Origin of the sequence: Bradyrhizobium macuxiense (assembly GCF_007993935.1) — a bacterium.
In the GTDB taxonomy this organism is placed as follows: domain Bacteria; phylum Pseudomonadota; class Alphaproteobacteria; order Rhizobiales; family Xanthobacteraceae; genus Bradyrhizobium; species Bradyrhizobium macuxiense_A.
In genome coordinates this window covers 14,738-39,630 of record NZ_VITY01000002.1, presented here as the reverse complement: position 1 = coordinate 39,630, position 24,893 = coordinate 14,738, and the positions used below count along the sequence as shown (strand labels likewise).

General features: G+C 65.1%; 20 protein-coding genes. 14 read left to right on the top strand and 6 right to left on the bottom strand.

The window, feature by feature from the left end; genetic code table 11:
• Positions 1-53 precede the first annotated feature (53 nt).
• From FBZ93_RS04435 to FBZ93_RS04395, 9 genes are all read left to right on the top strand, one after another.
• Positions 54-1,076 carry a sugar ABC transporter substrate-binding protein gene (locus tag FBZ93_RS04435; RefSeq protein WP_167528925.1) on the top strand — a complete coding sequence of 341 codons (1,023 nt, stop codon included), beginning with the start codon at positions 54-56 and terminating at the stop codon, positions 1,074-1,076.
• Positions 1,077-1,175: 99 nt separating this feature from the next.
• Complete coding sequence (locus tag FBZ93_RS04430) at positions 1,176-3,314, top strand: ABC transporter permease (RefSeq protein ID WP_146984773.1); 2,139 nt, start codon at positions 1,176-1,178, stop codon at positions 3,312-3,314.
• The gene (locus FBZ93_RS04425) at positions 3,314-4,435 is read left to right on the top strand and encodes an SMP-30/gluconolactonase/LRE family protein (RefSeq protein ID WP_146984772.1); all 1,122 of its coding nucleotides are present in this window, start codon (positions 3,314-3,316) and stop codon (positions 4,433-4,435) included. Before FBZ93_RS04430 ends, FBZ93_RS04425 begins: the two co-directional genes overlap by 1 nt.
• Positions 4,432-5,970, top strand: coding sequence for a sugar ABC transporter ATP-binding protein (locus tag FBZ93_RS04420; RefSeq protein ID WP_246667361.1), 1,539 nt, complete (start codon positions 4,432-4,434; stop codon positions 5,968-5,970). The genes FBZ93_RS04425 and FBZ93_RS04420 overlap by 4 nt, the downstream gene beginning before the upstream one ends.
• Before the next feature lie 485 nt (positions 5,971-6,455).
• Positions 6,456-8,771, top strand: a complete 2,316-nt coding sequence (locus tag FBZ93_RS04415; RefSeq protein ID WP_146985345.1) for a bifunctional salicylyl-CoA 5-hydroxylase/oxidoreductase — start codon at positions 6,456-6,458, stop codon at positions 8,769-8,771.
• Positions 8,768-9,547: an SDR family NAD(P)-dependent oxidoreductase gene (locus tag FBZ93_RS04410; RefSeq protein ID WP_146984771.1), complete on the top strand. Its 780-nt coding sequence runs from the start codon at positions 8,768-8,770 to the stop codon at positions 9,545-9,547. The genes FBZ93_RS04415 and FBZ93_RS04410 overlap by 4 nt, the downstream gene beginning before the upstream one ends.
• An 11-nt stretch (positions 9,548-9,558) precedes the next feature.
• Positions 9,559-10,398: an enoyl-CoA hydratase family protein gene (locus FBZ93_RS04405; RefSeq protein ID WP_208763964.1), complete on the top strand. Its 840-nt coding sequence runs from the start codon at positions 9,559-9,561 to the stop codon at positions 10,396-10,398.
• A gap of 1 nt (position 10,399) precedes the next feature.
• Positions 10,400-10,795, top strand: coding sequence for a RidA family protein (locus FBZ93_RS04400; protein ID WP_146984769.1), 396 nt, complete (start codon positions 10,400-10,402; stop codon positions 10,793-10,795).
• 283 nt (positions 10,796-11,078) lie between these two features.
• Positions 11,079-12,320, top strand: a complete 1,242-nt coding sequence (locus FBZ93_RS04395) for a flavin-dependent oxidoreductase (protein WP_146984768.1) — start codon at positions 11,079-11,081, stop codon at positions 12,318-12,320.
• A gap of 131 nt (positions 12,321-12,451) precedes the next feature.
• Here FBZ93_RS04395 and FBZ93_RS04390 read toward each other — a convergent pair whose 3' ends face one another.
• Both FBZ93_RS04390 and FBZ93_RS04385 read right to left on the bottom strand, forming a co-directional pair.
• Complete coding sequence (locus FBZ93_RS04390; RefSeq protein WP_146985344.1) at positions 12,452-12,904, bottom strand: cupin domain-containing protein; 453 nt, start codon at positions 12,902-12,904, stop codon at positions 12,452-12,454.
• 66 nt (positions 12,905-12,970) lie between these two features.
• Positions 12,971-14,137 carry an ABC transporter substrate-binding protein gene (locus tag FBZ93_RS04385; RefSeq protein WP_146984767.1) on the bottom strand — a complete coding sequence of 389 codons (1,167 nt, stop codon included), beginning with the start codon at positions 14,135-14,137 and terminating at the stop codon, positions 12,971-12,973.
• Between the two features lie 316 nt (positions 14,138-14,453).
• On the opposite strand from FBZ93_RS04385, the gene FBZ93_RS04380 reads away from it, so the two are divergent.
• The 3 genes from FBZ93_RS04380 (at position 14,454) to FBZ93_RS04370 (ending at position 17,572) form a co-directional block, all read left to right on the top strand.
• The gene (locus FBZ93_RS04380) at positions 14,454-14,948 is read left to right on the top strand and encodes a MarR family winged helix-turn-helix transcriptional regulator (protein WP_146984766.1); all 495 of its coding nucleotides are present in this window, start codon (positions 14,454-14,456) and stop codon (positions 14,946-14,948) included.
• Between the two features lie 3 nt (positions 14,949-14,951).
• Positions 14,952-15,767: an alpha/beta hydrolase gene (locus tag FBZ93_RS04375; RefSeq protein ID WP_146984765.1), complete on the top strand. Its 816-nt coding sequence runs from the start codon at positions 14,952-14,954 to the stop codon at positions 15,765-15,767.
• Positions 15,768-15,928: 161 nt separating this feature from the next.
• Complete coding sequence (locus tag FBZ93_RS04370; protein ID WP_146984764.1) at positions 15,929-17,572, top strand: benzoate-CoA ligase family protein; 1,644 nt, start codon at positions 15,929-15,931, stop codon at positions 17,570-17,572.
• Positions 17,573-17,761: 189 nt separating this feature from the next.
• On the opposite strand, the gene FBZ93_RS04365 is transcribed toward FBZ93_RS04370, so the two are convergent.
• Positions 17,762-19,372, bottom strand: coding sequence for an MDR family MFS transporter (locus FBZ93_RS04365; RefSeq protein ID WP_433995378.1), 1,611 nt, complete (start codon positions 19,370-19,372; stop codon positions 17,762-17,764).
• Positions 19,373-19,380: 8 nt separating this feature from the next.
• A complete protein-coding gene (locus FBZ93_RS04360) occupies positions 19,381-20,565 on the bottom strand; it encodes an HlyD family secretion protein (RefSeq protein WP_146984763.1) in 1,185 nt (394 codons plus the stop codon).
• 158 nt (positions 20,566-20,723) lie between these two features.
• Here FBZ93_RS04360 and FBZ93_RS04355 point away from each other — a divergent pair, with 158 nt between their 5' ends.
• Together FBZ93_RS04355 and FBZ93_RS04350 are read left to right on the top strand one after the other, a co-directional pair.
• On the top strand, positions 20,724-21,434 hold the full coding sequence (locus tag FBZ93_RS04355) for a TetR/AcrR family transcriptional regulator (protein WP_146984762.1): 711 nt from the start codon (positions 20,724-20,726) through the stop codon (positions 21,432-21,434).
• A complete protein-coding gene (locus FBZ93_RS04350; RefSeq protein WP_146984761.1) occupies positions 21,434-21,856 on the top strand; it encodes a hypothetical protein in 423 nt (140 codons plus the stop codon). The genes FBZ93_RS04355 and FBZ93_RS04350 overlap by 1 nt, the downstream gene beginning before the upstream one ends.
• Positions 21,857-22,074: 218 nt before the next feature.
• Here FBZ93_RS04350 and FBZ93_RS04345 read toward each other — a convergent pair whose 3' ends face one another.
• Positions 22,075-23,772, bottom strand: a complete 1,698-nt coding sequence (locus tag FBZ93_RS04345; protein WP_146984760.1) for an ATP-binding protein — start codon at positions 23,770-23,772, stop codon at positions 22,075-22,077.
• Positions 23,773-23,920: 148 nt separating this feature from the next.
• Positions 23,921-24,847, bottom strand: coding sequence for a LysR family transcriptional regulator (locus FBZ93_RS04340; protein ID WP_167528924.1), 927 nt, complete (start codon positions 24,845-24,847; stop codon positions 23,921-23,923).
• Positions 24,848-24,893: the final 46 nt, after the last annotated feature.

Below are 24,893 nucleotides of genomic sequence, written 5' to 3'. Positions count from 1 at the left end.
GATCAATCATAACAAGTCCAAATCAATCAAAAGAATTTTGTGTGGAGGAGACGATGAAGACGACGAAGTTCTGGACGATCCTGCTCGCCGGCGCGGCGCTCGCCGCGATGCCGTTCGCGGCGTCGGCGCAGGAGGAAGGCACCAAGGCCGGGCGCGAATTGCGCGCCGCCTACGACAAATCGCTGCAAGGCAAGACCATCGCCTATCTGCCGATCGCGCTCGGCGTGCCGCTGTCGGACGAATGGGGCCGCGTGGTGCAGGAAGAGGCCGAGTGGCGCGGCATGAAATACGTCGTGCGCGATCCCAACAACAACCCATCCGCCATGCAGCAGGCGCTGACCGCGCTGGTCGACCAGAAGCCCGACGTCCTGATCGTGCAGAACCCGAGCGTGACGCTGCTGATGAAAGACCTCAAGCGCGCCGAGGCCCAGGGCACGCATGTCATTCAGGTCAACATGGCCTCGAACTACAAGTCCGGCGCCTTCGTCGGCGTCGACTGGCGCGAGATCGGCAGGATGCTCGCCAACGAAACCGTCAAAGCCTGCGGCACCGGGTCCGGCAAGTCGGGCAAGGTGCAGATCGTGCAGGGCGAACTGACCGCGGCCGCCAGCGTCGACCAGGTCGGCGCCATCATGGACGTCCTGAACAAGGATCCCAACATCAAGGTGGTGTCGAACCAGGCGGCGAACTGGGACGCCAACACCGCGCTCAACATCACCGCGACCGTGATCCAGCAGCATCCCGATCTCTGCGCCTCGATCGGCTTCTGGGGCATCATGGAGTCGGGCGCCGCGCAAGCGATCCGCAATGCGGGCAAGATCGACGACGTCAAGGTGTTCGCCTCCGGCGAGGGGTCGCAGCTGGATTGCGACCAGGTCAACTCGGGCAATTTCGACAAATTCCTGAGCTACAAGGCGACCGAGCAGGGCCACGATCTGATGTTCGCGGCCGAGACGCTGCTGATGTCCAGCGACAAGCCCGGCACGAAGAACCTGTCCTATTACACGCGGCCGATCTGGCTCGATAAGTCGAACGCCTCCGGCGCCAACTGTTTCGCGCTACCCAAGAAGAACTAACAAGGCGCGGGGCAGCCGGCGCGGGGGGCATTCCCGCGCCGGCTGTATCACGAGCATGATCCGGAAAAGTGGAAGCCGGATCGAGGGAGTGCTTTGACGATGTCGATGGCCGTTGATTCCTTTGCCGCATCGGTGCGGCGGTTCTCACCCCGGCTCCTGCTGTCGGAGCTGTTGCTGAAACAATGGTTCGAGCCGGTCGTTCCGTTCACCGTGATGATCGGGCTGTGGGCGTATTTCGCGCTGACCATTCCCGACTACGCCTCGGTGCAGAACTCGGTGTCGCTGCTGCGGCTGTTCGCCGAGTTCGGCTTCGTCGCGCTCGCGATGGGCTTCTGCCTCGTCACCGGCGGCATCGACCTTTCGGTCGGCGCGATCTTCGCGCTGTGCAATTTCGCGGCGCTGTATTTCCTCTTGGTGCGCGAATGGCCGGTCGGCCTCGCGGTACCGGCGACGCTCCTGGTCGGCGCGCTGCTCGGCAGCATCAACGGCTTCCTGATCGGGTTCTTGAAGACACGGCCGTTCCTGACCACGCTGGTGACGCTGATCATCCTGCGCGCCTCGGTCAATCTGCTCAACACCAGCTATGCGCAGGTGTTTGCGACCAACTCGATCGACAGCGACACCTGGGATTTCATCGGCGGCGGCAGCGTGCTCGGAATCCCGGTCAACGCCGCGACGCTGTTCGCGGTGCTGCTGATCTGCCACATCTTCCTGTCGCGCTCGCGCTACGGCTGGCATCTCACCGCGATCGGCGCCAGCCGCAAGGCGGCGCGCCATGCCGGCATCCGCGTCCGCCTGATGCTGTTCATGACCTATGTGCTGTCGGGCACGCTGTGCGCGGCGAGCGGCATCTTCTATGCCGCGCGTCAGGCCTCGACCGATTCCACCACCGGCGTCGGCTGGGAGTTCCAGGCGCTGACCGCCGTGGTGCTCGGCGGCGTGTCGCTGGCCGGCGGCAAGGGCACGGTGTGGCGGGCGATGATCGGCGCGCTGATCATCTTCCTCCTGATCAACGGCCTCGTGCGGATGGGCATCCCGGGCTACGTCACCTCGGCGGTGACCGGCATGATCCTGCTCGCCGCCGTCGGCATCGACGTCAAATGGTCGAAGAACCGCGGCAAGGCGATCCAGAAGATCTACGTCAATCCGGCCTTCGTGCCGCTGGCCTCGGCGCCGGCGGTGCAGCCGGGCGCGGCATCGCCCTACGCGCAGAACGACCGGCTGATCAAGGCGCAGGCGATCGGCGTCGACCAGGTCGAGGGCCCCGAGGACGTCATCCTCGACCGCCAGGGCCGGCTCTACGGCTCGACCCGCGACGGCAATGTGATCCGCTTCTCCGGGCCGAACTTCGAAACCCGCGAGGTGTTCGCCCATATCGGCGGCCGGCCGCTCGGCATGCAGTTCGATCGCGACGAGAACCTGATTGTCGCCGTGGCCGGCATGGGCGTCTACGGCGTCGCGCCGGACGGCCGCATCTTCAAGGTCACCGACGAGACCAACCGCACCTGGTACAAGCTGAACGACGACTCGCGCCTGCGCATGGCCGACGACCTCGACATCGCGCCCGACGGCAAGATCTATTTCAGCGACTGCACCACGCGCTACGAGATGACCACCAACACCCTCGACATCCTCGAGGGCCGGCCGAACGGCCGCGTGGTCTGCTACGACCCGGCGACCAAGACCACGCGCACGGTGATCAACCACTTCTACTTCCCGAACGGGATCTGCGTCTCCCATGACGGGAAGTCGATCCTGATTGCGTCGACCTCGCTGTGCAAGGTGTTCCGGCACTGGATCGCGGGGCCGAACAAGGGCAAGACCGAAGTGCTGATGGACGAGCTGCCGGGCAATCCCGACAACATCAACCGCGCCTCCGACGGCACCTACTGGCTGGCGCTGGTCGGCATCCGCACCCCGACCTTCGATCTTGCCGCGCGAAAGCCCGGCTTCCGCCTGCGCATGGTCAAGCAGGTGCCGACCGACGAATGGCTGGCGCCAGCGCTCAACCATGGCTGCGTGCTGAAGTTCAACGAGCAGGGCGAGGCGCTGGAATCGTGGTGGGACCCGACCGGCATTTCGCACTCGACCCTGACCTCGATGCGCGAGCACCAGGGCTATCTCTATCTCGGCGGGCTCGAGAACAACCGGATCGGCCGCGTCAAGCTCGACGGCGTCGACGACAGCTGGACCGGCTACGACGCGTACTGGGGCGCAAAAAGCAGGGTGACGACATAATGGGATTCTTCGATCATCTGCTGCGCGACATCCGCAGCGTCGTCGACCGCGACGGCGGCCAGAACGCGATCCCGCCGCTCGACGGTGCGCTGAGCCCGAACGACCGGCTCGACACCGCTGTCGCGATCGGCGAGCCGCTGCCCGGCGTCGACGACGTGATCGCTGCCGGCGACGGCGCGATCTATGTCTCCGCCGGCCGAAAGGTGCTGAAGCTCAGCGGCGACGACTTCTCGACCCGCACCGTCATCGCCGAGTTCGAGGACGACGCGGGCGGGCTTGCGCTGCATCCGGACGGCCGCCTGCTGGTCTGCGTCGCGGGCAGGGGGCTTGCCGCGATCGATCCCGCCAAGCCCGTGCCGCGCTGGCTGGATGCAGTCGGCGGCAGCGCGCTCACAGGATTGTTGTCGGTCACGGCGGCGCCCGATGGCCGTATCTATGCGGTCGAAGGCAGCATCGGCCGCCGACCCGGCGAGTGGCGGCACGATCTGATGGAGAAGCGCGCGGCTGGCCGCCTGATCAGCTGCGGGGCCGGCCTCGACAATCCGCAGGTGCTGCTGCGCGACCTGCCATATCCCTACGGTGTGATGGTCTCCGCCGACGGCAACAGCCTGTGGCTCACCGAGAGCTGGGCGCATCGCCTGAGCCGGTTCGCGCTCGGTAGCAACGGGCTTGGTCCGCGCGAGATTATCGCCGCCAACATGCCGGGCTATCCGGCGCGACTGCATCCGGACGGCGATGGCGGCTTGCTGCTCGGCATGTTCGCGCGCCGCACCCATCTGATCGAGTTCGTGCTCAAGGAAGACGATTTCCGCGAGGAGATGATGGCGACGATGCCGCCCGACTATTGGGTGGCGCCGGCGCTGGTCGGCGGCAGCGATTGCCTGGAGCCGATGCAGATCGGCAGCGTCAAGGCGCTCGGCATCCAGAAGCCATGGGCGCCGCCGCGCTCCTATGGCCTGCTGGTGCATCTCGACGCCGAGGGCGATGCGACCGACAGCCTGCACAGCCGCGCCGGCGGTCGCTTCCACGGCATCACGGCCGCCTGCGCGACGCCTTCGGGCATCGTGATCGCCGCGCGTGGCGCGGGACGGCTGCTGCGCACCACGGGAGAGCTGCGATGAATGACGGCGTGATGCAGGCGGCGACCGCGACCCAGTCGGCAGCCCGCGAGCCGGTGCTGCGGATCAGCAACGGCTCCAAGATCTATGGCGGCGTCCACGCCATCGAAGGCGTCAATTTCGACCTCTATCCCGGCGAGGTGCATGCGCTGGTCGGCGAGAACGGCGCCGGCAAGTCGACGCTGTGCAAGGCGATCGCGGGCGCGATCAACCTCACCTCCGGCGACTATCTGCTCGACGGCAAGCCGGCCAATTTCGAGCAGCCGCGCGACGCGCTCGATGCCGGTATCTGCATGGTCTATCAGGAGACCAGCCTGGTGCCGACCATGACCGCGGCGCAGAACATCGAGCTCGGCAACGAGAAGCTCTTGACGCGCTTCCGCACCCTGAACATCCAGGCCCAGCAGCTGTTGCAGTCGCTCAACTTCCATGTCGACCCGGCAACCCCGGTGGCGCTGCTCGGCACCGCCAAGAAGCAGATGGTGGAGATCGCGCGCGCGATCTACAACAAGGCGCGCATCATCATCTTCGACGAGCCGACCGCGTCGCTGACACCGGAGGAGATCGTCCATTTCTTCCACCTGGTGCGCGACCTGCGCGCCCGCGGCGTTTCGATCATCTACATCTCGCATGCGCTGGAAGAGTCGCTGCAGATCGCCGACCGCATCACCGTGCTGCGCGACGGCAAGCTGGTGATCACGGCGCCCGCCAAGCAGCTGACCCGCGATGCGCTGGTGCAGCACATGGTCGGGCGCGAGGTGGCGCAGGCGGTCTATGGCGGCAAGGCCAAGACCCATCAGCGCCGCGAGAAGGTGCTGACGGTCGAGAACGTCACCATGGGCATGGCGGTCAAGAACATGTCGTTCTCGGTCTATGCCGGCGAGGTGGTCGGCATCGCCGGCCTGATCGGCTCGGGCCGCACCGAAATCGCAAAAATCATCTACGGCGCGCTGAAGCGCAATCTGGTCAATGGCGGCACCATCCGCTTGCGCGGAAAGCCGATCCGCTACCGCGTGCCGCGGCAGGCGATCAATGACGGCATCGCCTACATCACCGAGGACCGCAAGGCCAACGGCTTCTTCGAAACCATGGTGGTCGACGACAACGTCTATATCGGCAGCCTTGCCACGAAGAAGGGCTGGAGCTTCCTGTTGTCGCGCGCAAAGCGCAGCAAGCTCGCCAACTACTGGGTCGACCGGCTCAAGATCAGCGCGTTGCAACGCAAGGCGCGGATCATCGAGCTGTCCGGCGGCAACCAGCAGAAGGTGGTGCTGGCCAAGACCCTGGTGCAGGAACCCTCGATCATCTTCTTCGACGAGCCGACCCGCGGCGTCGACGTCGGCACCATCCCGCACATCCACGGCGAAATCCGCCGGCTCGCCGACGAGGGCAAGGCGGTGGTAGTGATCTCGTCCTACCTGCCGGAGATTCTCGCCGTCTCCGACCGCATCCTGGTCGCCCGCACCGGCCGCATCGTCGCCGAGTTCGACGCGGCCGACGCGACCCAGGACAAGATCCTGTACGCCGCGGTGCATTGAGGGCCGTGACGCGGCCCGACCTCTCTCCACCGTCATTCCCCGGTGCGCGATTGCGCACCTGAGGGCTCGCGAAGCGAGAGCCCGGAATCCATTCGGCCGCGCATGATGCGGCCTGATGGATTCCGGGCTCAGCCCTTTGGGCTGCCCCGGAATGACGAGTAGATGGGCGCGCGCCAGGCACCTCAGATTCGATGTCGTCCCTGCGAAAGCAGGGACCCATAGCCACCAATCGCTGTTGTTTTGCAGCGCTGGGTCCGCAGCCTAATTCAACAACAAAGGCCTGGGGTTATGGGTCCCTGCTTTCGCAGGGACGACGGTTGTGGTGCGGCCAAACCCGCCCTTGACAATTATTTTAAGTATAAAATATTATCTCCCCATCGGCCCGCTGGAGAAGACGCCCCGGCCGCCGAAGCCAGAGCATGATCCGAAAAAGTGGCAACCGGTTTTTCGAGAAGATCATGCTCAAACCGAAAGGCGAGAACGCCATGCGCATCGTTTGCATTGGAGGCGGGCCGGCCGGGCTCTACCTCGGCATCCTGATGAAGATGCTGGATCCGACGCACGTGATCTCGGTGGTCGAGCGCAACCGGCCGTACGACACGTTCGGCTTCGGCGTGGTGTTCTCGGATGCGACCATGGACAACATGCGCAAATGGGACCCGGTCACCGCTGACACGATCGAGCAGGCCTTCAATCACTGGGACGACATCGAGGTCCTGATCAAGGGCCGACGCATGCGCACCACCGGGCACGGCTTCGTCGGCATCGGCCGCAAGCGGCTGCTCAACATCCTGCAGGCGCGGGCCGAGGAGCTCGGCGTCGAACTGATCTTCGAGCGCGAGGTGAATTCCGACCTGGAGTTCCCCGATGCCGATCTGATCGTGGCGTGCGACGGCGTGAACTCGAAGATCCGCGCCAAATACACCGAGGCGTTCCAGCCCGACATGCTGATGCGGCCGAACCGCTACATCTGGCTGGGTACCAACCGTCCCTTCGATGCCTTCACCTTCGATTTCCGCAAGACCGAGCACGGCTGGTTCCAGGCGCACATCTACAAGTTCGAGGACGGCGCGGCGACCTTCATCGTCGAGACCACCGAGGAGGCGTATCTCGCCCACGGCCTCGACAAGATGGAGCAGGGCGACTCCATCGCGTTCTGCGAGAACGTGTTCAGTGAGATTCTCGAAGGTCATCATCTGGTCTCCAACGCGCGGCATCTGCGCGGCTCGGCCTGGCTGTCGTTCCCGCGGCTGATCTGCGGCAAGTGGACTGCGTTCAACGGCAACAGCCACGTCGTGCTGATGGGCGATGCCGCGCACACCGCGCATTTCGCGATCGGCTCGGGCACCAAGCTCGCGCTGGAAGATGCGATCGAGCTCACCAACCAGTTCAAGATCCACGGTGCGAGCAAGGACAGCATTCCCGCCGTACTGAGGGCGTACGAGGAGCTGCGGCGGGTCGACGTGGCGCGGATCCAGAACGCCGCGCGCAACGCGATGGAATGGTTCGAGGTGGTTGGCTCGCGCTATGCCGATACGCTCGAGCCTGAGCAGTTCATGTATTCGCTGTTGACCCGCTCCCAGCGCATCAGCCATGAAAACCTGCGGCTGCGCGACAAGACCTGGCTCGAAGGCTATGAGCGCTGGTTCGCGGAGCGCAACGGCGTGCCCGCCACCAACGACCGCGTCACGCCGCCGATGCTGACGCCGTTCCACATCCGCGGCCTGTCGCTGCATAACCGGATCATCGTCTCGCCGATGGCGATGTATTCGGCCGAGGAGGGCGTGCCCAACGACTTCCATTTGGTGCATTTCGGCTCCCGCGCGCTCGGCGGCGCCGGCCTCTTGTTCACCGAGATGACCTGCGTCTCGCCGGAGGCGCGGATCACGCCCGGCTGCTGCGGCCTGTGGAATGACGCACAGGCGGCGGCCTACAAGCGCATCGTCGACTTCGTGCATCGCAATTCGGAAGCGAAGATCGGCATCCAGCTCGGCCATGCCGGCCGCAAGGGCTCGACCCGCGTTGCCTGGGAAGGAATGGACGAGCCGCTGCCCGATCACAACTGGCCGCTGGTGTCGGCCTCGCCCGTGCCTTATCTGCCCGACGGCCAGATCCCGGAGCCGATGAGCCGCGCCGAGATGGACGAGGTGCGCGACCAATTCGTCGCGGCGGCCCGGCGCGGCGCCGCCGCCGGCTTCGATATTCTGGAGCTGCACTGCGCGCACGGCTACCTGCTGTCGAGCTTCCTCTCGCCGCTGACCAACCGCCGCACCGATGACTACGGCGGATCGATCGAGAACCGCGCGCGTTATCCGCTGGAGGTGTTCCGCGCCGTCCGCGCGGTGTGGCCGGAGGACAAGCCGATGTCGGTCCGCCTGTCCTGTCACGACTGGGCCGAGGGCGGCAACACGCCCGAGGATGCGCTTGCCTTCGCAAAGCTGTTCAAGCAGGCCGGCGCCGATCTGATCGACTGCTCGTCGGGGCAGGTCTGGGCCGACGACCATCCGATCTACGGCCGGCTCTACCAGACGCCGTTCGCCGACAAGATCCGCAACGAGGTCGGCATCGCCACCATCGCGGTCGGTGCGATCTCGGAAGCTGACCACGCCAACTCGATCATCGCCGCCGGCCGCGCCGATCTCTGCGCCATCGCCCGGCCGCATCTCGCCGATCCGGCCTGGACACTGCACGAGGCCGCGAAGATCGGCGTCAAATCTGTCTCCTGGCCGAAACAGTATCTGTCCGGCAAGTCGCAATATGAGGCCAATCTCGAGCGCGCCGCGGCGGGAGGGAAGGCATGACACGCTTCTGGCCCAACGCACATGCGCTGGTGACCGGCGCCGGTTCCGGCATCGGCGCCGCGACGGCGATCGCATTCGCAGCGGCCGGCGTGCGCGTCAGCATCGCCGGGCGCCGGATCGATGCGCTGAAAGCGACGGCAGCGTCGCTCGGCCAACAGGCGGGCGCTGTCGTCTCGATCGACGTGACCGATGAGGCTGCGGTGACCAAGGGTGTCGCTGACATCGAGCGCGAGGCGGGCCCGATCGATATCCTCGTCAACAACGCCGGCAAGGCCGGCAGCGCGCCGTTCGACAAGACGAACGCTGAGCTGTGGGCCGACATGCTGGCGAGCAATCTCTCGAGCGTGTTCCTGGTGACGCAGGCCGTGCTGCCGGGGATGGCGCAGCGCGGCCGCGGGCGCGTGATCAATGTCGCCTCGACCGCGGGCCTCACGGGTTACGCTTACGTCTCGGCCTATGTCGCGGCCAAGCACGGCGTCGTCGGCCTGACGCGCTCGTTGGCGCTGGAATATGCACGGCGCGGCGTCACCGTGAATGCGGTCTGCCCCGGCTATACCGATACGCCGCTGGTGGCGGATGCCGCCGCGAACATCGTGGCCAAGACCGGGCGCAGCGAGCAGGAAGCGCGCGCCGCGCTGGCAAAGGTCAATCCGATGCAGCGGCTAGTGACGCCGGAGGAGGTCGCAGACAGCATCCTCTGGCTTGCCTCCGAGAGCGCATCGTCAATCAACGGACAAGCCGTCGCGGTTGCCGGCGGCGAAGTCTTTACCGGGTGAAGGAAAAAATCATGTCCGAGATGAAAGCAAAGCTCCGGCCGTTCAAGGATTATCCCGCCAAGCACTTCCGCTGGCAGGCCGATGCGAGCGGCCGCGTCGCAACCATCACGCTGAACCGGCCGGACAAGAAGAACCCGCTGACCTTCGAATCCTACGAGGAGCTGCGCGACCTCTTCACCAACCTCAAATATGCCTCCGACGTTCGCGCCATCGTGTTGACCGGCGCCGAGGGCAATTTCTGCTCCGGCGGCGACGTGTTCGAGATCATCGAGCCGTTGACGCGGATGGCGATGCCGGATCTGCTCGCCTTCACCCGCATGACCGGCGAGGTGGTGCGCGCGATGCGCAAATGCCCGCAGATTATTGTCGCCGCGATCGACGGCATCTGCGCCGGGGCCGGCGCGATGCTGGCGCTGGCGTCTGACCTCAGGCTGGCGACGCCGCAGGCCAAGACCGCGTTCCTGTTCACCCGCGTCGGCCTTGCCGGCGCCGACATGGGCGCGTGCGGATTGCTGCCGCGGGTGATCGGGCAGGGCCATGCCGCCGATCTGCTCTACACCGGCCGCGCGATGAGCGCTGACGAAGGTTTCGCGTGGGGCTTCCACAACCGCCTGGTGCCGCCGGCCGAGCTCGCCGCTGCCGCGCAGGAGCTGGCGCGCTCGCTCGCGGATGGACCGTGGTTCGCGCATGGCGTCACCAAGACGATGTTCAACCAGGAATGGGCGATGGGCGTCGACGAGATGATCGAGTCCGAAGCGCAGGCGCAGGCGATCTGCATGGTGACCGGCGATTTCCGCCGCGCCTTTGAAGCGTTCGCCGCCAAGCAGAAACCCGCCTTCGAGGGCAATTGAGATGATCGAGATCCTGCAACCGGACGGATGGGCCAAGCCGATCGGCTACGCCAACGGCATGGCCGCGCGCGGCAAACAGATCTTCATCGCGGGCCAGATCGGCTGGAACGGGCAGTGCGTGTTCGAGACCGACGATCTCGTGGCGCAGATCGGCCAGACCCTGCGCAACATCGTCGCGGTCGCTGCCGCCGGCGGCGCGGGGCCGGAGCACATCGTGTCGATGACCTGGTTCTTGCTCGATCGCAAGGAATATTCCGCGCGGCTGAAGGAGATCGGCGCCGTCTATCGCGACGTGATCGGCCGGCGCTTTCCGGCAATGACCGCAATCCAGGTTGCCGGCCTGATCGAAGATCGCGCCAAGGTGGAAATCCAAGCCATCGCGGTGGTGCCGGATTGAAGGATCGCAGCTCCTGCTGCTCCCGTCATCCTGAGGAGCGCGGAACGCGCGTCTCGAAGGATGCACGGCCCAGCTGGTGGCCGTCGACCCTTCGAGACGCGCGTTCCGCGCTCCTCAGGGTGACGGGTATAGATTGGGGTACGCTGAGCGAATGTTAATCCTAAGGCGAACCAGCACAGGTGGGTCCGGGTCCCGGACGACAAACCCGCTTGCGGCCGAGCAACCGGCCATGCGACCCTAAGCCAAAGCGTAAAACGTCCTGTTGTGAGTGGAGTAAGGGACGATGAAGGCGATTATCGTCGGAGGCGGAATCGGAGGCCTCACCACTGCGTTGATGCTGCGCTCGCGTGGCATTGCTTGCGAGCTGTACGAACAGTCGGAGACGATCCGCGAGCTCGGCGTCGGCATCAACACATTGCCGCATGCGATCCGCGAGCTGGCGGGGCTTGGCCTGCTCGACAAGCTCGACGATGTCGCGATCCGCACCTATGAGCTGTTTTATCTGACGCGACATGGCCAGCAGGTCTGGCACGAGAAGCGCGGGCTCGATGCCGGCCACGAGGTGCCGCAATTCTCTGTTCATCGCGGCCGCCTGCAAGGTGTGATCCATCAGGCGGTGATCGACCGGCTCGGCGCGGATGCGATCCGCACCGGCTGCCGGCTCGGCTCGTTCACGCAGGACGAGGGCGGCGTCTCGGCCTATTTCTTCGATCGCAGCGGAGCCCATGTGCACACCGCGCGTGGCGACATCCTGATCGGCGCCGACGGCATCCACTCCAAGGTGCGCGAGACGCTGTTCCCGGGTGAGGGCGGACCCTGCTGGAACGGGCTGATGCTGTGGCGCGGCGCCACCGACTGGCCGGCCTTCCTGACCGGACGCTCGATGATCATTGCCGGCGGGCTGAACGCCAAGGCCGTGATCTATCCGATCGCGCCGGGCTCGAGCCCGGCAAGCCGGCTCACCAATTGGGCGGTGCTGGTGCGGATCGGGGATGGCACTTCGCCGCCGCCGCGCCGCGAGGGCTGGTCCAATCTCGGCCGGCGCGACGAGATGATGCCCTATGTCACTGGTTTCACGATCCCGCAGGTCGATTTCGCCGGCCTGATCAACGCGACGCCGGAGTTCTGGGAGTATCCGTGCTGCGACCGCGATCCGCTGCCCTATTGGTCGAGCGGCCGCGTCACGCTGCTCGGTGACGCCGCGCATCCGATGTATCCCGTGGGCTCGAACGGCGCCTCGCAGGCGATCCTCGATGCGCGCTGCCTTGCCGACCTGCTGGCGCGATCGGAGCATCCGCGCCAGGCGCTGGCGGCCTATGAGCGGCAGCGGCTGCCGATGACCGCCGACATCGTCGCCTCCAACCGCCGCGGCGGGCCGGAGGGCGTGATCGACGCCGTCGAGCAGCTCGCGCCGCAGGGCTTTACCGACGTCGACACCATCCTCAATTACGAGGCGCGCGAGGCGATCGTGCGCGGCTATGCCGCCAAGGCCGGCTTCGCCGCACGCGTGGTGGCGCGGCAGTAGGTCCTTGAAGGAGAGGCTCGGCTGGCCATCTCCACATCGTCATTGCGAGGAGCGAAGCGACGAAGCAATCCATCGCACCGCGATTGCGGAACCATGGATTGCTTCGCTTCGCTCGCAATGACGGAAGAGGCCTACGCCGGGGGCGGCGGCAGGAAGTGGATGTTGTGTTCGGCGGCGAGCCGCACCACGTCGTCCGGGTTCTGTTCCTTCATGTTGTGGATCGCCCAGAACAGGTCATAGAGCCGGCGCGTCGGCGACACCCAGAACAGCGTCTTCGCCGTCTGCTGCGACTTGTTGAAGATGCCGTGCGGCTTGCCCATCGGCAGGCGCACCAGGTCGCCCGGCGTTGCGGATTCGTCGGCGCCGTCGAGCATGAAGTCGAGCTTGCCCTCGAGGATATAGAGATACTCGTCCTGGTCGGGATGGATGTGCGGCGGCACGAAGGTGCCGGGCGGGAAGGTGGCGTGCCAGGAGAAGGAATGCTCGGTGCGGCTCTTCGGCACGTAGGTCTGGCCGAGGATGCCCCAGGAAATGCCCTGCATGCCTTCATTGGCGCGGGTGATGCCGGCGATCTCGTCTTTCATCGTCATGTTTCCTCCTGTGTCTCCATTTGACGCGTTTTCTTCAAGCGAGCGAAAGCGCTGAGCGATTTACTTGGCGGCGCAGTCCTTGGCGTAGCGGTCGCCGTAATTCGAGAACACCTTTTCGACGATCTCGGTCTGGAATTTGCCGTCTGGCCGCTTGGCGACCTTGGTGAGGTAGAAATCCTGGATCGGATAGCCGTTGTTGTTGAACTTGAAGTTACCGCGCAGCGAGGTGAAGTCGGCCTTCTTCAGCGCCGCCGCGACCGCGTCCTTGTTGGAGAGGTCGCCCTTCACCGCCTTCACCGCGCTGTCGATCAACAGCGCCGCGTCATAGGCCTGCATGGCATAGGTGCCCGGTACGCCGCTATAGGCCGCCTCATAGGCGGCGACGAATTTCTTGCTCTGGGGATTGTCGAGGTTCGGGGCCCAGTTCGCCCCGCCGAACATGCCGACCGCGGCGTCCTGTTGCGCGGGCAGGGTGGATTCGTCGACAGTGAAGGCCGAGAGCACCGGCACGGTGGCGCCGGCCTGCTTGTACTGCTTGACGAGGTTCACGCCCATGCCGCCCGGCATGAAGGTGAACAGCGCGTCCGGCTTCTGCGCGGCGATCTTGGACAGTTCCGGCTGGAAATCCAGCGTGTTCAGCGGCGTGTAGGATTCCTCTGTTATCTCGCCCTTGTAGTCGAGCTTGAAGCCGGCGACGGAATCGCGGCCGGCCTGATAGTTCGGCACCAGGAGATAGACGCGCTTGTAGCCGCGGTCCTGCGCCACCTTGCCGAGGATCTCGTGCACCTGGTCGTTCTGGTACGACGTCACATAGAAGAACGGGTTGCACTCCTTGCCGGCGTAGCTGGAGGGCCCGGCATTCGGGCTGATCAGGAAGGTCTTGCTGTCGGTGACCGGGCGGTGGATCGCCAGCAGGATGTTGGAGAAGATCGGGCCGACCACGAAATCGACCTTGTCGCGTTCGAGCAGGCCGCGCACCTTGACTACGGCGCCGTCGGGCTTCAGCTCGTCGTCAGCGTTGACGATCTCGACATCGCGGCCGGCCATCCTGCCGCCGAGATCCTTGACCGCGAGCGCAAAGCCGTCGCGGACCTGCTGACCCAGCGCTGCGGCAGGGCCGGAAGTCGTGACCAGCACGCCGATCTTGATCTTTTCCTGCGCGGCCGCCGGGGTCGCCGCGATCCCGAGCAGCGCCGCCAATCCCGCAAGCTTCGCCAATTGTTTCATGTCGCTCCCCCGATCACAGGCTTGATGTCTTTGTCTCAGCCGAATTGGCCTCTGCTTGTTTGCTCTCAGCTTAGTCTGACGCGCGCGACCGCTGCAAGCGATGTGGCATTGCGTCAGGCTGTCAGTTGCGCAAGTCGCAAGCGCTGTCGCGCGACCATGCAAGCGCCGCGCCAATTTGCTTGAAGTCTAAAGAAATTGCAGGATGGCGTCGGCGTTCCCCGCAAGATTCGCAATTGTCCTTGCGGGACGCCACGAATTGCTTGAAGCTCAAAGTAATCGGTCCGGCCGGACCCCGCCGCGGAGGCACGATCGCCGCATGATCCTCGATTCCGAAACCAAAGCCGTCGAACTGCCCGACGATCACGGCACCGAGCTGCGGCTGTGGCTGCGGCTGTTGACCTGCACCACGCTGATCGAAGGCGAGGTCCGCAGCCGGCTGCGCGAGAAATTCGACGTTACGCTGCCGCGCTTCGACCTGATGGCCCAGCTCGACAAGGTGTCGGACGGCATGACGCTGTCGGACCTGTCGAAGCGGATGATGGTGTCGAACGGCAACGTCACCGGGCTGGTCGAGCGCCTGGTTGAATCAGGCCATCTCGATCGCCGTACCTCGGAAACGGACCGCCGCGTGCAATTCATCCGGCTGACCAAGGCCGGCCGCGCCGAGTTCCGCAAGATGGCGGCCGAGCACGAGAAATGGATCGCCGATGTCTTCGGCGACCTGTCGCCGAAGGATATCCGCGAGCTGATGCGGCTGCTCGCCAAGACCAAGGGCTCGGCCCAGCGCTCCGCCAAGGCGCGGAGCGCTTAAGCCGTGAGCGGGATCGACTACGAGGTCGAGTACAACAACCGGGCGCGGGTGCCGGAGAACCCGACGATCATGGCAGGTTGGGCGCGGGACTCCGCGGCCTATCGCGAGCAGCACCCGCCGCGGCGTCTGAGCTATGGTCCGGGCGAGCGCAACGCCATCGACCTGTTCGAGGGCGATCGCGAGGGGCCGCTCGTAGTCTTCATCCACGGTGGTTACTGGCAGGCGCTGGACGGCTCGTCATCAAGCCACTGCGCGCGAGGCCTCAATGGCCACGGCATCAGCGTCGCGGTGCCGAGCTATGATCTGTGCCCCACGGTCTCGGTCGCTGACATCATCGGCGAGATGCGCGCGGCGTGCCGCGAGCTGGCGAAGCTCGGCCGGTCGCTGGTCGTGTCGGGACATTCTGCCGGCGGACACCTTGCCGCATGCATGCTCGCGACCGATTGGGCCGCCTATGATGCGGCGCTGCCGAACAATCTGGTCAGGGCTGCTTACGCGATATCAGGCCTGTTCGAGCTCGAGCCGCTGGTCGCCACCTCCATCAACAAGGCGCTCGGCCTCGACCGCGACGCAGCAAGGGCGGCAAGCCCGCGGCTCTGGAAAGCACCCGCCGGCGCGACGCTCGATGCCGTCGTCGGCGGCGCCGAGAGCGCGGAATATCACCGGCAGAGCCGGACCATCGCCGATGTCTGGGGCAAGGCGGGCGTGGCAACACGCTTCGGCACTGTGCCCGACGCCAATCATTTCACCGCGATCGCACCGCTCGCCGACCCGGGCTCGGCGATGGTCGCGCGGCTGAAGCAGCTCACGCAGATCTGAGTTCGGAGGGGCGCCGGCGATTTCGACGCGATATCTACGCTTGCGCCAAATTATTTTAAGTATAAAATGATTGGCGATTGGAACGCTGCCGGGCGTCCCCGATATCAGTCGTCTCGACGTTGGTCTTTGGCCTTTCTGGATGGAAAGCGAGGGGCAATCGAATGTCAGGTGAATTTCCCGGGCTCGGCCCATCCGGGCATGTCGACGATTTCGCACGGCGCAACTTGCCGCCATCAGCACAATGGCCGCAGCTGCTGCTCGACCGACCGGAATTCAGCTATCCCGATTATCTCAACGCTGCGGTCGAACTGACCGACCGGATCGTCGAGCAGGGCATGGGCGATCGCATCGCGCTGATCGGCAACGGCCGCCAGCGCACCTACAAGGAATTGACCGACTGGTCGAACCGCCTGGCGCATGCGCTGGTGGAGAATTACGGCGTCAAGCCCGGCAATCGGGTGCTGATCCGCTCGGGCAACAACCCGGCGCTGGTCGCGGCCTGGCTCGCGGCGACGAAAGCGGGCGCCGTCGTCGTCAACACCATGCCGATGCTGCGCGCGGGTGAACTGGCCAAGATCGTCGACAAGGCCGAGATCGCGCTGGCGCTGACCGACAGCCGCATCGCCGACGAACTGGTGGCCTGCGCCAAGACCAGCAAATTCCTCAAGCAGGTGGTCAATTTCGACGGCACCCAGAACCACGATGCCGAACTCGACCGGATAGCGCTGAACAAGCCGGTCAAGTTCGATGCGGTGAAGACCGGCCGCGACGATGTCGCGCTGCTCGGCTTCACGTCGGGCACGACAGGTGAACCCAAGGCGACGATGCATTTCCACCGCGATCTCCTGATCGTCGCGGACGGCTATGCGAAGGAAGTGCTCAAGGTGACGCCGGACGACGTGTTCGTCGGCTCGCCACCGCTTGCCTTCACCTTCGGTCTCGGCGGGCTCGCGATCTTCCCGCTGCGCTTCGGCGCCACCGCGACGCTGCTGGAGAATGCGGCGCCGAGCGAGATGATCCGGATCATCGAGACCTACAAGGCGACGATCTGCTTCACCGCGCCGACCGCCTATCGGGCGATGATGGCCGCGATGGACAAGGGCGCCGATCTGTCGTCACTGCGGCTCGCGGTCTCGGCGGGCGAGACGCTGCCGGCGCCGGTGTTCGAGAGCTGGACCAAGAAGACCGGCAAGCCGATCCTCGACGGCATCGGCAGCACCGAGCTGCTGCACATCTTCATCACCAACCGCACCGGCAGCGCCGTTGGCGGCACCACGGGCACGCCCGTCACCGGCTACCAGGCGAAGATCGTCGACGAGGACATGAACGAGCTGCCGCCGGGGCAGGTCGGCAAGCTGGCGGTTCGCGGCCCGACCGGCTGCCGCTATCTCGCGGACGCCAGACAGACGAAGTATGTCCGCGACGGCTGGAACATCACCGGCGATGCCTTCGTCAGCGACGAGAACGGCCGGCTGTCCTTCGTGGCGCGCGCCGACGACATGATCATCTCGGCGGGCTACAACATCGCAGGTCCCGAGGTCGAGGCGGCGCTGCTCGGCCATCCCGATGTCGCGGAATGTGCGGTGATCGGCGCGCCCGACGAGGAGCGGGGACAGATCGTCTCGGCCTTCATCGTGCTGAAGCAGGGCGCGCGCTGCGACGATGTCGAGGTCAAGCTGTTGCAGGATCACGTCAAGGCGACGATCGCGCCCTACAAATATCCCCGCGCGATCGCCTTCGTCGAGGCGCTGCCGAAGACCCAGACCGGGAAGATCCAGCGTTTCAAGCTGCGCGAGGCGAGCTGAGAGGCGGTGGGTCTATTCACCCCGTCATTGCGAGAAGCGAAGCAATCCATGCTTCCGTGTATGCTGCGCGATGGATTGCTTCGCGGGGCCTGTCATCGGGCGCGCGTTCGCGCGACCCGTTGGCTCGCAATGACGAGGATAGTACCGTCATTCTGAGTGGACGGCGGCCTACGACGGTCGCCCCCGGGATTAGTGCGCCGCGCCGCCGCCTGCGGTGTTCTTCGGCTTGCCGGTCAGCAGGATCGCGATCGCGGCGAGCACCAGCACGATGCCGATCACGGCAAAGGTGTCGCTGAAGCCGAGCACCAGTGCCTGACGCTTCACGATGTTGCCGAGCGCCACGATCGCCTGGTTGTGCGCGGTCGCCGGATCGGAGATGCCGTGGCTCAGGAAGTAATTGGTGACCTCGGCGATCCTTGTGCGCACTTCCTCGCGGCCGAGATCGACGGACTGGCCGATGATGTTGGAGTGGAACTGCTCGCGCTTGGTGACGATGGTCGACAGCAGCGCCGTGCCGATCGCGCCGCCGAGGTTGCGCATCATGTTAGAGATGCCGGAGGCCGCCGGTGCATCCTGCGGTGCGACGCTGCCGAGGCTGACGGCCGACAACGGCGCCAGCATGATCGCCTGGCCGATGGCGCGGACGATGTTCGGGACGAAGAACTGGTCGCCGGAATAGTCGAGCGACATCTGGATGTTCATGAAGGACGAGGCCGCGAACAGCATCATGCCGGTGAAGGCGATGTAGCGGGCATCGAAACGCTGCATCAGCTTCGGCACCAGCGGGATCAGGATCAGCTGCGGCAGGCCGGTCCAGGCCAAGACCTGGCCGATCTGCTCGGCGTTGTAGCGCTGCACCTGGCCGAGATAGGCCGGCAGCAGATAGACCGAGCCGAACAGCGCGAAGCCGACGAACACCGCCGAAATCGTGCCGAAGCCGAAGCTGCGCTGGGTCAGGAGGTGCAGCCGGATCAGCGGCTTCTCCACCACGAGCTCGATCCAGACGAACAAAGTGAGGCTGACCGCCGCGATGACAGCGAGCTTGACGATGAAGGGCGAGCCGAACCAGTCGTCCTTGTTGCCTTCCTCGAGCACGGCCTGCAGCGCCGACAGACCGATCGCCATCGTGATGATGCCGACCCAGTCGCCTTCGCGGAGCAGATGCAACTGCATCGGTTGCCGTTCCAGCGTGAGATAGAGGGTGCCGACCATGACGGCGGTCGGGACCACGTTGACGAAGAAGATGGTCTGCCAGCCGTAATTCTCGGTCAGGTAACCGCCGATGGTCGGTCCGATCGCCGGGGCAAACGTCACCGCGAGCGCGAACATCGCAAGCCCGATCGGCTGCTGCACCTTCGGCAGCTTGGTGAAGACCAGCGTAAAGGCCATCGGAATCAGCACGCCGCCGAAGAAGCCTTGCAGGCCGCGCATCGCGATCATCGACGGCAGGTCGTGGGTGAAGGCACAGGCGACCGAGAAGAGTGCGAACAGCGTGGCGAAGGAGATGATGATCTTGCGGAAGGAAAAGACGCGGCTGAGATAGTCGGTCAGCGGGATCACCACGATCTCGCCGATCAGATAGGACGTCGAGATCCAGGAGCCGTTGTCGACACCGGTTCCGATGCCGCCTTCGATGTTGAGCAGCGAGGCGTTGGTGATCTGGATGTTGAGGATCGCCATGAAGGCGCCGATCATCGCGGCGACGATGGAAATCCAGACGGCCATGCTGGCGCGGTTGGGATCGACTGCGGCTGCTGCGCGGGGCGCCGCAGCCGGGGAGGAGAGCGCGAGGTCGGACATGACATCACCTATTTGAAAGAGGCGACAGCGAGCTTGGGAGAAGCGCTGGAGCGCGGGGCTTCAGCGGTTTGCGTTGTGGTCGCGATGGTCGGGATGACCGACATGCCGGGCCGCAGTTCGACCGGCGTTGCATCGAGCGCGATCTTCACCGGGATGCGCTGCACCACCTTGGTGAAGTTGCCGGTCGCGTTATCCGGCGGCAGCAGCGCGAATTCCTGACCGCTGGCGGGCGCGAGGCTGTCGACATGGCCGCGCACCACGTGGCCCGGGAACATATCGACGGCGATCTCGACCGGCTGGCCCTTGCGGACATTGGTGAGCTGCGTCTCCTTGTAGTTCGCGATCACATAGGCGCCGGTGGCCGGCACCAGCGACATCAGTTGCGTGCCGGCCTGGACGAACTGGCCGGTGCGCAGCGTGCGGTTGCCGACCACGCCGTCGATCGGCGCGGTGATGGTGGTGTAGCCGAGGTTCAATTCGGCCTGGTGCTGGAGCGCGGTCGCCCGTGCCTGCGACGCGACGGCCTGGGCGATGTCGGCCTTGAGCAGCTCCACCTGATGCAGCGCGGAGGCGAGGTTCGCGTTATCGCGGGCGACGGCGGCCTGCGCGCTGGCGTAGCGCGACTGCGCCTGCTGTGCGTTCTGCACGCTGCCGAAACCGGTGCCGGCGAGATCGGTGTAGCGCTTGTTCTCCTGCTCGGCAAAGGTCTGGTTCGCGGTATCGACGGCGAGCGTTGCGCGGGCCGCTTCGATCACCGACTGCTGCACGTCGAGCTGCGCGCGCTTGCTTGTGATCGCGGCTTCAGCGGCGGCGACGTCGGCCTTGGCCTGATCGAGTGCGACCTTGAAATCGCGATCGTCGATCCGCGCCAGCATCTGGCCGGCACGTACATGCTCATTGTCGCCCACCAGCACCGCGCTGAGATAGCCGGAGACTTTCGGCGCAATGGTCGTGTTGTCGGCCTTCACATATGCGTCGTCGGTCGAGACCTGAAAGCGGCCGACCGTCCAGTAGTCCCAGCTGTACCAGGCGCCGCCCGCGAGGACGGCCAAGGCCGCTCCGGCGAGGAGGAGGCGGCGAAGCTTGCCCTTGGCGGCGGGGGGCTTGGCCGTTTCCGAGGTGGCGATCAATTGCTTGGCGGTTTCGGCCGGAACCTGGCTCTCGGCCTTGAAAGAGGTTTCATGCTGGCTCATGGCAGTCGCTCCTGAAATCTTTCTATCCATCTGGGAAACCTTGTGAATTCTGCTATCGGTTGCCCGGGATAATTAGGAAACTTGATGTTTTCCAAAATAGAGCCCATATTGGGACTGTCAATAGAATGACAGGCATCATCTAAAAGCATGGCTTGCCGATGAACCGGAATGACAAAGATCAGACTGAGCAAAGCCTGGCTGTGCCGGAACGGCGCGGCCGCGGGCGGCCGCAGCTTCGCTCCGACGACGAGACGCGGGCGCTGATCTATGACGCCGCGCGGCGCGAGTTCTCGGAGCGCGGGTTCGCGGCGGCGAACATCGCCGACGTGGCCTGCCGCGCCGGCGTCTCCACCAAGACGCTGTACCGGCTGGTCCCGACCAAGCTGGCGCTGTTCGAGGAAACGGTGACGGATCGGATGGATCGGTTCGTGTCGATCGTGAATTTCGGCGCCTGCGACGGCCGCGACGTGGCGGCGGCGCTGGAGGGCGTGCTTTTGACCTGCGCCGAGCTCGTGCTCGATGCCGAGGTCATCGCCCTGCAACGCATCATCCTGGCCGACAGCGACAAGTTTCCCGACATCGCCGAGACGTTCTACGAAAAGGCGATGCAGCGAACCATTGCCTCGCTCGCGAGCTGGCTGAATGTGCAGCAGCGGCGCGGACGGATCGTGCTCGATGATACTGAGGCCGCGGCGGGCATGCTGCTCGGTATGCTCGTCTTCAAGCCGCAGCGCGATGTCATGTACGGGCACAAGCCTGCGCCACTGCACAGCGAGATGGAAGCGCGCGCCAAGGCGTGTGCGGCGCTCTTCCTGTCCGGCTGTGCGGTGCCGGCTGACCAGATCAGAAAGCAGAGCGGAGAGGCATGATGGCTGAGCCAGCCGCGACCTACACCGTCGAAGCGCAGATCTCGCGCGACGATGAAGTGAGATGCGAGGATGTGCTGACGCGCTGGATGACCGCGCTCAATCACTACGATGCCGCTGCGATGGACGCTTTGATGCACTTCCCGCATGTGCGGATCGCGGGTGGGGCGGTCACCGTCTATCAGCAGAGCGGCAACAATCCGATGGACCTGTTCGAGCGGTTGCGGAAGCAGGACGGCTGGCATCACAGCGCCTGGAACGAGACCAGGCTGGTCCAGTCCTCGCCGGCGAAGGCGCATTACGCCGTCCGCTACACGCGCTACCGCGAGGATGGATCGGTCATCGGGATCTACGATTCGCTCTACGTGCTGAGCCTGCTCGGCGGCGCCTGGAAGATCCAGAGCCGCTCGAGCTTTGGTCCCTAGAGCCTGACGAGATTACGCTGAGCTGGAACGGCGTCGGTAGTTCACCTCTCCCTTGGGAGAGGTCGATTTGCGCAGCAAATCGGGTGAGGGGTTGCGGTCTATCGAGAGAGCAAGAACCCTCACCCGGATTGCTTCGCAATCCGACCTCTCCCCAATGGGGAGAGGTGAAGCGAGACCGCGCCAAGCTGATTCAACCAAAACTCATCGCGCTTTAGGCGTTACTTGGCAGCCACTGCCGATGCGGGGGGCTGCGTCAGCACCTGCCGGATCATCCGGGCGAGATCGGCCTTGCGATACGGCTTCGGCAACAGCGTTACGTCGGGATCGAGGCGGCCGTGGTGGATGATCGCGTCCTCGGTATAGCCGGAGGTGAAGAGCACACGCACCGAGGGCAGCCTGGCGGTCACGGCATCGGCCACCTGCCGGCCGTTCATGCCGCCGGACATGATGACGTCGGTGAACAGCACGTCGCAGACGAACCCGTTGTCGACGGCGGCCAATGCTTCCGGACCGTTGGCGGTGACCATCGTTCGGTAGCCGAGCTGCTCGAGCTGGGCGCTGACATAGTTGCGCACCAGCGGATCGTCTTCGACGACCAGGATGGATTCATGGCCGCCGCGCGTGTCGACCGGAGCAGGCGGCTCGACATCGACCATGTCGCCCATGCTGCGCGGCAGATAGAGCTTGATCGAGGTGCCGTGGCCTTCTTCGGAATAGATCTTGAGATGGCCGTCGGACTGCTTGATGAAGCCGTAGACCATGCTCAGCCCGAGGCCGGTGCCCTTGCCGGTATCCTTGGTGGTGAAGAACGGTTCGAACACCTTGTCGCGGATCGCCGCGGGGATTCCTTCGCCGGTGTCGCTGACCGCGACCATCACATATTCACCGGCCCGCACATCGGGGTTGGCGGCGGCATAGACCTCGTCGAGGATGACGTTGCTGGTCTCCAGCATCAGCTTGCCGCCGTCGGGCATCGCGTCGCGGGCGTTGACGGCGAGATTGAGCAGCGCCGTTGCCATATGGTTCGGATCGATGAATGCGGTCCAGGCGTCGGGTTCGAGTGCGGTGTCGATTTCGATCTGCTCGCCGAGCGAAGGCCGCAGCAGCCGCGCGGTGTCCTGTACCAGCGTGTTGAGATTGGCTTCACGCGGCTGCAGCGGCTGCAGCCGCGAGAAGGCCAGCAGGTGCTTGGTCACCTCGGCACCGCGGAATGCGGCGTCGGTGATCATCTTGGCCACGGACGACAGCGCGGCATCATGTGCAACGGCTTCCGCGAGGATGTCGATTAGGCCGGTGATGACGGTCAGGATGTTGTTGAAGTCGTGCGCGATGCCGCCGGAGAGGTGCCCGACGGCCTCCATCTTCTGCACCTGGCGCAGCTTCTGCTCGGTTTCGAGCTGCTCGCGGGCGGCCTCGACCTCGCGGGCGCGCATGAAGATCTCGGCTTCCATCTGCTCGGTGCGCTCGCGCAGCCGGTCGGTCAGCTTGTCCTGCTCGGCGCCGCGCTGCTTCAGCTGAATGAAGCCGGTGACGTCTTCGACCCGATGGATGATGTAGATGAACTGCCCGCTCGGCCCGAACACCGGTGTATTGCGCGGGCTCCAGTACTTTTCCTCGAATCCGCCGCCCTCCGACTCGGGTTTGCGGATATCGTATTTCTGCACCGACATGGTGTCGGGGCGGCGGAACTGGACCACGCGCTCGAGCGAGGCGCGCAGGTTCCGCACCCCGTCGGCGGCCGGATCGTCCGGATTATCGGGAAACACGTCGAACAGCCCGCGCCCAAGGATAGCGGCGCGCTCGGTCTTGGTGGCGCGCAGATAGGCGTCGCTTGCTGCCACGATACGGAAGTCGGGCTGGGTCAGCACCAGATAGAGGCCGGGCGCCGCCTCGAATAACGCCTTGAAGTCAGGCATCGGCGGGGACTGGTTTTGCAGTTCATCCTCCCTCGCAGGGATACGGTCCGCCAGGCGACCGCGCTCAAGATGTGCCATGCGCTTGCCGGAACTTCAATGGTTAACATACGGTAGCGGCTTGATTTTCTCGATCGCGCACGCGTTGCGGCTAGTGCGAATTCGGCAAGTAGCGCCAGCCCTCCTTGCCGAGGAAGTCCAGCATCGCCTGCGCGGGCGGCAGCAGGATCTTGTCGGACCGCCTGATTGCATGCCACTGCCGGACGATCGGCAGGCCCTTCACCTTGAGCACCACCAGCCGGCCGTCCTCCAGCTCGTGGAACACGGTGTGCTGGGAAATGAAGGCGATGCCGAGCCCGGCCATGACCGCCTGCTTGATGGTCTCGTTGCTGTCCATGGCCATGCCGAGCTTCGGCTCAAGCCCGACACGCTCGAAATATTGCTGCATCAGCATCCGCGTTCCGGATCCCTGCTCGCGGGTGATGAAGGTTTCATTGGCGAGCTCCGGCGGGGAGACGTGCCGTCGCCGCGCCAGCCGATGATCGGGGGCGGCGATGATGAAGTGCGGATGGCGGCCGAGCGGCTTCATCTCGACCTCGACATCGGCCGGCGGCCTGCCCATGACCGCGATGTCGAGGTCGTAGCCGCGCAGCGCGTCGCGGATTTCCTCGCGGTTGCCGATCCGCAGCGTCACCTCGATCTTGGGAAAGCGGCGCGAGAACGCCGCGATCGCGAACGGCACGAAATATTTCGCGGTCGAGACCGCGCCCATCGCGACGCGGCCGCCGCTGCGGCCCGCGATCATGTCGAGCGACTGCTCGCAATCCTTCAGCGCCGCCTCGATCCGCTCGACCAGCGTCAGCACATGCGCGCCGGCATCCGTCAGCGCCATGCCGTCGCCGGTGCGTTGGATCAACGGCAGTCCCGCGAGCGTTTGCAGGTTGCGGAGCTGCAGTGTCACCGCGGGTTGCGTCAGGTTCAACCGGTTGGCCGCCGACGTGATCGAGCCGGCCTCGTGCAGGGTGGAGAGTGCGCGCAACTGGCGAATGGTGAGATCCCGCGTGAAGTTGCCGGCCATGCCCAGCTCCATAAGAAATACTTTGCCCGGACCAAAGATAATAAAA

Bases quoted from the DNA above. Each gene is read 5' to 3' on its own strand.
- FBZ93_RS04435 (WP_167528925.1), top strand. From the start codon at position 54: ATGAAGACGACGAAGTTCTGGACGATCCTGCTCGCCGGCGCGGCGCTC.
- FBZ93_RS04430 (WP_146984773.1), top strand. From the start codon at position 1,176: ATGTCGATGGCCGTTGATTCCTTTGCCGCATCGGTGCGGCGGTTCTCA.
- FBZ93_RS04425 (WP_146984772.1), top strand. From the start codon at position 3,314: ATGGGATTCTTCGATCATCTGCTGCGCGACATCCGCAGCGTCGTCGAC.
- FBZ93_RS04420 (WP_246667361.1), top strand. From the start codon at position 4,432: ATGAATGACGGCGTGATGCAGGCGGCGACCGCGACCCAGTCGGCAGCC.
- FBZ93_RS04415 (WP_146985345.1), top strand. From the start codon at position 6,456: ATGCGCATCGTTTGCATTGGAGGCGGGCCGGCCGGGCTCTACCTCGGC.
- FBZ93_RS04410 (WP_146984771.1), top strand. From the start codon at position 8,768: ATGACACGCTTCTGGCCCAACGCACATGCGCTGGTGACCGGCGCCGGT.
- FBZ93_RS04405 (WP_208763964.1), top strand. From the start codon at position 9,559: ATGTCCGAGATGAAAGCAAAGCTCCGGCCGTTCAAGGATTATCCCGCC.
- FBZ93_RS04400 (WP_146984769.1), top strand. From the start codon at position 10,400: ATGATCGAGATCCTGCAACCGGACGGATGGGCCAAGCCGATCGGCTAC.
- FBZ93_RS04395 (WP_146984768.1), top strand. From the start codon at position 11,079: ATGAAGGCGATTATCGTCGGAGGCGGAATCGGAGGCCTCACCACTGCG.
- FBZ93_RS04390 (WP_146985344.1), bottom strand. From the start codon at position 12,904: ATGAAAGACGAGATCGCCGGCATCACCCGCGCCAATGAAGGCATGCAG.
- FBZ93_RS04385 (WP_146984767.1), bottom strand. From the start codon at position 14,137: ATGAAACAATTGGCGAAGCTTGCGGGATTGGCGGCGCTGCTCGGGATC.
- FBZ93_RS04380 (WP_146984766.1), top strand. From the start codon at position 14,454: ATGATCCTCGATTCCGAAACCAAAGCCGTCGAACTGCCCGACGATCAC.
- FBZ93_RS04370 (WP_146984764.1), top strand. From the start codon at position 15,929: ATGTCAGGTGAATTTCCCGGGCTCGGCCCATCCGGGCATGTCGACGAT.
- FBZ93_RS04365 (WP_433995378.1), bottom strand. From the start codon at position 19,372: ATGTCCGACCTCGCGCTCTCCTCCCCGGCTGCGGCGCCCCGCGCAGCA.
- FBZ93_RS04360 (WP_146984763.1), bottom strand. From the start codon at position 20,565: ATGAGCCAGCATGAAACCTCTTTCAAGGCCGAGAGCCAGGTTCCGGCC.
- FBZ93_RS04355 (WP_146984762.1), top strand. From the start codon at position 20,724: ATGAACCGGAATGACAAAGATCAGACTGAGCAAAGCCTGGCTGTGCCG.
- FBZ93_RS04350 (WP_146984761.1), top strand. From the start codon at position 21,434: ATGGCTGAGCCAGCCGCGACCTACACCGTCGAAGCGCAGATCTCGCGC.
- FBZ93_RS04345 (WP_146984760.1), bottom strand. From the start codon at position 23,772: ATGCCTGACTTCAAGGCGTTATTCGAGGCGGCGCCCGGCCTCTATCTG.
- FBZ93_RS04340 (WP_167528924.1), bottom strand. From the start codon at position 24,847: ATGGCCGGCAACTTCACGCGGGATCTCACCATTCGCCAGTTGCGCGCA.